Source organism: Kitasatospora putterlickiae (genome assembly GCF_039527695.1).
Classification (GTDB): domain Bacteria; phylum Actinomycetota; class Actinomycetes; order Streptomycetales; family Streptomycetaceae; genus Kitasatospora; species Kitasatospora putterlickiae.
On the sequence record NZ_BAAAKJ010000245.1, the window covers coordinates 1 to 6,261 of the forward strand.

The window sequence follows — 6,261 nt, forward strand, 5'->3', positions numbered from 1 at the left end:
TGGAGACGGCGCCCACCGCGCCGCTGACGGCGTCCAGCACCGGCGCCCCGGCGGGTACGGCCGCCGCGTCCGCCGCCGAGGGCACGTCGAGCAGCAGCACTCCGCCGATCGGGTGGAAGCGGTCGGCCTGCGGGTACACCGCCCCGGTGACCGCGGCGAGGCCGCACCGCAGCAGCACCGTCCGCCCGTCCGCCCGCCCCTCGCCGCGCACCGGGACGGGCACCAGCAGCCCCTCTCCGGCCCCGGCGCCCGACGGCCCGGCCAGCGGCAGCGGCGGGACGGGCAGCCCGACGGCCGGGTCGGTGCGCAGCAGGGCGAGCCCGTGCCCGGGCAGCGGCTCGACGTGTTCGGGGCCCGTCACCAGGGTCGGTCCGCCGGAGAGGTGCAGGACGATCCGGTCGAGGTCCGCGACGGCCTCGTGGGCGGTGAGCACGGTGCCCTGCCGGTCGACGACGAAGCCGAGCCCGCGCGGCCGTCCGTCCCGGTCGCGGATCAGCAGCAGGGAACGGCCCGCGTCGCCCGCCTCGGCGCCGTCCTCCCCCGAAAGAGCCCTGAAGCCCCGCAGTCCCGGCATGCCCGCAGCCCTCCCCGCAGGGCCGGCCGGCCCGGGAGTGGACTCGTCGCGGCGACCTGCTCGCCGCCGGGGAGCCTGCCCGGCGCGAGCGCGGACCGACCGCGCCCGCGCCGTTCACGACCGTCGTTCACCTCGCGCGCTCGCTCGTCCGGGTGAACTTCCCCGCACGCCCGCCGCGCGCCTGCGGTCAGCCGACGAAGACGGCGACCGGCCGGGCCTGGCCGCCCTTCTCCTCCACCAGGGCCAGGAAGGTGCCGTCCGGCCCGAACACCGCGATCGGCCCGTCCACGCCCATCCCCGGGGCCTTCAGCCGGGCACCGTGCGAGAGCTGCTTCGCCTGGTCGGCGTCGAGGTCCCAGCGCGGGAAGGCGGCCGCCGCGGCCTCCGCGATCGGCAGCACCTCCAACTTCTCCTCAAGCTGCTCCAGGGTGCGCGCCGACTCCACCCCGTACGGTCCGACCTTGGTGCGCCGCAGCGCCGTGAGGTGGCCGCCGACGCCGAGCCCGGCGCCGAGGTCCCGGGCGAGCGCCCGGATGTAGGTGCCGGAGGAGCACTCCACGGTGACGTCGAGGTCGATCACCGGGGTACCGTCCTCCGCCACCGCCGCGCGCTGCCCGTGCACGGTGAACGCGTGGATGGTGGTCGGCCGGGCGGCGAGTTCGAAGTCCTCGCCCTCGCGCACCCGCGCGTACGACCGCTTGCCGTCGATCTTGATCGCGCTGACCTTGGACGGCACCTGCATGATCTCGCCGGTGAGCAGGGCGATCCCGGCGTCGATCGCCTCCCGGCTCACCGCCTCGGCCGGGGTCGAGGAGGTGACCTCGCCCTCCCGGTCGTCGGTGACGGTGGTCTGGCCGAGCCGGATGGTCGCCTCGTAGGTCTTGGCGGTGAGCATCAGGTGGCCGAGCAGCCGGGTGGCCCGCTCGACCCCGATCACCAGCACGCCGGTGGCCATCGGGTCGAGGGTGCCGGCGTGGCCCACCTTCCGTGTCCCGGCCAGCCACCTCAGCTTGGCGACCACCCCGTGCGAGGTGATGCCCTCCGGCTTGTCGACGATGACCAGGCCGTCCGGACCGGTGCCTTTGCGCTTCATCAAGTTCTCTCTGTCAAAGCCCTACACACATCAACCGCACCGCAAAGCTATCGAACCCGCGGCACGGCTACCGAACCCGCAGTGCGGCCCGGAAACGCTCCACCACCACGTCGACGTCCTCCCGCGCGGAGAAGCCGGCCGCGAAGACGTGCCCGCCGCCGCCCAGCTCGGCACAGGCGGCCGCGACGTCGACCGCGCCCTTGGAGCGCGAGGAGCCGCGCAGCGTGCCGTCCGGGTCCTGCTTGAGCACCAGCGCCACCTCGGCCTCGGCCGGGCGGCGCAGGATGTCGATCAGGCCCTCGATCTCCTCGACGGTCACGCTGAACAGCACCAGGTCCTGGTAGGGCACCCAGGTCCACACCAGGCCCCGCCCCTCGGCCGCCTCCGGCTCGTAGACGGCCCGGTCGAGCGCGCCGGCCAGCACCTTGAGGTACCCGAAGGAGGAGGTGTCCCACAGCTGCCGGGAGATGAGGTCCTGCCGGATGCCGGTGGCCAGCAGCCGTGCGGCGAGCTCGTGCGTCGCCGGGGTGGTGGCCCGGTACTTGAACGAGCCGGTGTCGGTGGCCACCCCGGTGTAGAGGCAGGTGGCGAGGTCCTGGTCCAGCTCGACGCCGAGCCGGCGCAGCAGCTCGTCCACCAGGACGGCGGTGGCCGGGGCGCCCGGGTCGATCAGCTGGTGGGTGCCGAAGCCGGGGTTGGAGGCGTGGTGGTCGAGGACGGCCAGCACCGGCGCGGCGAAGGCCTTGTCGTGCAGCAGGCCGAGCCGGCTCTCCGCCGCGACGTCGAAGCAGAGCACCAGCTCGGGGGTGTCGGGCACCGCCGCGGCCGGCACGATCAGCTCCTGGCCGGGCAGGAACGCCAGCGACTCGGGGACGATCTGCGGGTCGTCCCCGAAGGAGACCCGGACCTCCTTGCCGAGCCCGCGCAGGGCCAGCGCGGCCGCCAGCGCGGAGCCGAGCGCGTCGCCGTCCGGGCAGATGTGGCAGATCAGGTCGACCGAGCGGGCCCGCCCGATCTCCGCGACCACCTGCTGCCAGACCAGCTCGGACCCGCTCTCCTCGGCGCGCGGTCCCGGTAGCACCGCGAGGGCACCCTCCACCGTGTCGGTGGAGGACGCCCCCGTGGTCGAACCGGTACCGGCCGCGGAACCGGCGCCCGCCGGCTCACCCGCCATGACTACTCGTCCTCGTCGTCACGCTCGGACGCCGGAACCTTGTACGGGTCCGCGTCGCCGGCGTAGGCCGCGCCCGCGGCGGTGGTGCGCACCGCCGCGTCGATGGCCCGGGCCCGGTCGAGCAGGTCGTCGATGTTCCGGGCGTTCTCGGGCAGCGCGTCCGCGACGAAGGTCAGCGTCGGGGTGAAGCGCACCCCGGTCTGCTTGCCGACCTCGGAGCGGAGCACGCCCTTGGCGCTCTCCAGCGCGGCGGCCGTGGCCTCACGCTCGGTGTCGTCGCCGAAGACGGTGTAGAAGACGGTGGCCTCGCGCAGGTCCCCGGTCACCCGTGCGTCGGTGATGGTCACGAACCCGAGTCGCGGGTCCTTGATCCGGCGCTCCAGGGTCTGGGCGACGACCACCTGGATGCGGTCGGCGAGCTTGCGCGCCCTTGCGGTGTCGGTCACGTTGCCTCCTCGTGCAGTGGGCCGGGTACTCGGGCATGCTGCGCGCCCGTCGGGGCCCCTGCCCCAAAGTACCGGCCCGCGCCCAGCCTTGTGGGCGCTCTCGGTCCTGATCTGTGTGAGAACGGCGACTCGCGCCGCCCGGCTCCACAGTCCTCATTCGTCGTCGTCGTGGTGGTAGCGCCTCCTCGCGGAGAGCAGCTGCACCTCGGGGCGGCCGGCGACCAACCGCTCACAGCTGTCCAGGACCTCGGTGACGTACCCGGCCTCGCCGGACACCACCGCCAGGCCGATCTCGGCCCTGCGGTGCAGGTCCTGGTTCCCGGTCTCGGCAGCGCACACGCTGTACTTGCGCTGCAGTTCGGCCACGATGGGCCGCACGATCGACCGCTTCTCCTTGAGCGACCGGACGTCGCCCAACAACAGGTCGAAAGTGAGTGTTCCCACGAACATGTGTGACAGGTCAAGCCGACCTGAAGGCCTCGGGGAGCGGCCCTGAACCGGACCGCTCCCCGGACCCTACACAGCAGGACCGGGGCCGGTCGACGGAAATACCACCCGTCGACCGGCCCCGGCGGCCACCCGCTTACGCGCGCGGCTTCTCGCGCATCTCGTAGGTCTCGATGATGTCGTCGACCTTGATGTCGTTGAACGAGCCCAGGGTCACACCGGCCTCGAAGCCCTCGCGGACCTCGGTCGCGTCGTCCTTGAAGCGGCGCAGACCCTCGATGGTGAGGCTCTCCGCCACGACCTTGCCGTCGCGCAGCAGGCGGGCCTTGGCGTTGCGGCGGATGATGCCGTCGCGGACCAGGACACCGGCGATGTTGCCGAACTTGGAGGAGCGGAAGACCTCGCGGATCTCCGCGGCGCCGAGGCGCACCTCCTCGTACTCCGGCTTGAGCATGCCCTTGAGGGCGTTCTCGATCTCCTCGATCGCCTGGTAGATGACCGAGTAGTACCGGACGTCCACGCCTTCCTTGTCGGCCGCGGCGCGCGCACGACCCTCCGCGCGCACGTTGAAGCCGATGATGATGGCGTCCGAGCCCATCGCCAGGTCCACGTCGGACTCGGTGATGGCACCCACACCGCGGTGCAGGACCCGGAGCTCGACCTCCTCGCCCACGTCCAGCTTGACGAGGGCGTCCTCAAGGGCTTCCACCGAACCGGAGACGTCACCCTTGATGATGAGGTTGAGCTGCTCGATGGAGCCGGCGGCGATGGCCTTGTCCAGGTCCTCCAGGGACACCCGGACCCGACGCTGCGCGAAGGCGGCGTTGCGGTCGCGGGCCGAGCGCTTCTCGGCGATCTGGCGGGCGGTGCGGTCCTCGTCGACGACGATGAAGCTGTCGCCGGCGCGGGGCACCGAGGTCAGACCGAGCAGCAGCACCGGGCGGGACGGGCCGGCCTCGGCGAGGCTGTTGCCGTTCTCGTCCAGCATCGCGCGGACGCGGCCGTAGGCGTCGCCGACCACGATCGAGTCGCCGACGCGGAGGGTACCGCGCTGCACGAGGACGGTCGCCATGGCACCGCGGCCCTTGTCGAGGTGGGCCTCGATGGCGATGCCCTGCGCGTCCTGGTCGGGGTTGGCCCGCAGGTCGAGCGAGGCGTCCGCGGTCAGGACCACGGCCTCCAGCAGCTGGTCGATGTTCAGACCCTGGCGCGCGGAGATGTCGACGAACATGGTGTCGCCGCCGTACTCCTCGGCCACCAGGCCGAACTCGGTCAGCTGGCCGCGGACCTTGGTCGGGTCGGCGCCCTCGACGTCGATCTTGTTGACGGCGACCACGATCGGCACACCCGCGGCCTTGGCGTGGTTCAGCGCCTCGACCGTCTGCGGCATGACACCGTCGTTGGCCGCGACCACCAGGATCGCGATGTCGGTGGACTTGGCACCACGGGCACGCATGGCGGAGAACGCCTCGTGACCCGGGGTGTCGAGGAAGGTGATCGGGCGCTCTTCGCCGTTCACCGTCGTGGCCACCTGGTAGGCGCCGATGTGCTGGGTGATGCCACCGGCCTCGCCGGCCACCACGTTGGACTTGCGGATCGCGTCCAGCAGTCGGGTCTTACCGTGGTCGACGTGACCCATGACGGTGACGACCGGCGGGCGCGGGGCCAGCTGGTCCTCGTCGCCCTCGTCGGCGCCGAAGTCGATGTCGAACGACTCCAGCAGCTCGCGGTCCTCGTCGTCCCGGCTGACGATTTCGAGCTGGAAGCCCATCTCGTCGGCCAGCAGCTGCAGCGTCGCGTCGGAGACCGACTGCGTCGCGGTGACCATCTCGCCCAGGTTGAACATGACGGAGACGAGCGCGGCCGGGTTGGCGTTGATCTTCTCCGCGAAGTCCATCAGCGAGGCGCCGCTCGACAGGCGAACGGTCTGGCCGTTGCCGCGAGGCAGCATCACACCGCCGACGGACGGGGCCTGCATGGCCTCGTACTCCTGGCGCTTCGCCCGCTTCGACTTGCGGCCACGGGCCGGACGGCCACCGGGGCCACGGCCGAAGGCACCCTGCGTGCCACCACGGGCACCCGGACCACCCGGACGGCCACCGAAGCCACCGGGACGCGGGCCGACGCCACCGCCGCCGCCACCCGGGGCACCGCCGCCGGGACGCGGACCGCCGAAGCCGCCACCGGCCGGACGCGAGCCCGGACCGGCCGGACGGCCCTGGAAGCCGGGACGGGCACCGCCCGGAGCACCCGGACGGCCGCCGGGGCCACCCGGACCACGGCCACCCGGGCCGGGACGCGGGCCCGGACCGGCCGGACGCTGGGGCATCATGCCCGGGTTCGGACGCGGCATGCCCGACGGGGTCGGACGCGGGCCGGCCGGACGCGGCATGCCGTCGGGGCGCGGAGCACCGGCACCCGGGGCACCCGGAGCGGCCGGACGCGGCGCGCCACCCGGACGCGGACGGTCGCCGCCCGGACGGGGAGCACCGGCACCGGGGGCACCCTGGCCACCCGGACGCGGACG

The 6,261-nt window shown here is 73.2% G+C and carries 5 protein-coding genes and 1 pseudogene; all 6 read right to left on the bottom strand.

The window, feature by feature from the left end:
- Positions 1-574: pseudogene (locus ABD308_RS24775) on the bottom strand (trypsin-like peptidase domain-containing protein); the annotation flags it as partial.
- Positions 575-761: 187 nt separating this feature from the next.
- A complete protein-coding gene (gene truB, locus ABD308_RS24780) occupies positions 762-1,667 on the bottom strand; it encodes a tRNA pseudouridine(55) synthase TruB (RefSeq protein WP_344338742.1) in 906 nt (301 codons plus the stop codon).
- Positions 1,668-1,734: 67 nt separating this feature from the next.
- Positions 1,735-2,841: a DHH family phosphoesterase gene (locus ABD308_RS24785; protein WP_344338744.1), complete on the bottom strand. Its 1,107-nt coding sequence runs from the start codon at positions 2,839-2,841 to the stop codon at positions 1,735-1,737.
- Between the two features lie 2 nt (positions 2,842-2,843).
- The gene (rbfA, locus tag ABD308_RS24790) at positions 2,844-3,287 is read right to left on the bottom strand and encodes a 30S ribosome-binding factor RbfA (RefSeq protein WP_030311387.1); all 444 of its coding nucleotides are present in this window, start codon (positions 3,285-3,287) and stop codon (positions 2,844-2,846) included.
- A 153-nt stretch (positions 3,288-3,440) separates the two neighbouring features.
- A complete protein-coding gene (locus tag ABD308_RS24795; protein ID WP_344338747.1) occupies positions 3,441-3,737 on the bottom strand; it encodes a DUF503 domain-containing protein in 297 nt (98 codons plus the stop codon).
- Positions 3,738-3,870: 133 nt separating this feature from the next.
- Positions 3,871-6,261, bottom strand: a 2,391-nt coding sequence (infB, locus tag ABD308_RS24800; protein WP_344338749.1) for a translation initiation factor IF-2, incomplete at its 5' end; no start/stop codon positions are given.

What these genes read in the sequence shown, in the direction of transcription:
- truB (WP_344338742.1), bottom strand. Translation starts at nt 1,667, where the DNA reads ATGAAGCGCAAAGGCACCGGTCCGGACGGCCTGGTCATCGTCGACAAG.
- ABD308_RS24785 (WP_344338744.1), bottom strand. Translation starts at nt 2,841, where the DNA reads ATGGCGGGTGAGCCGGCGGGCGCCGGTTCCGCGGCCGGTACCGGTTCG.
- ABD308_RS24795 (WP_344338747.1), bottom strand. Translation starts at nt 3,737, where the DNA reads ATGTTCGTGGGAACACTCACTTTCGACCTGTTGTTGGGCGACGTCCGG.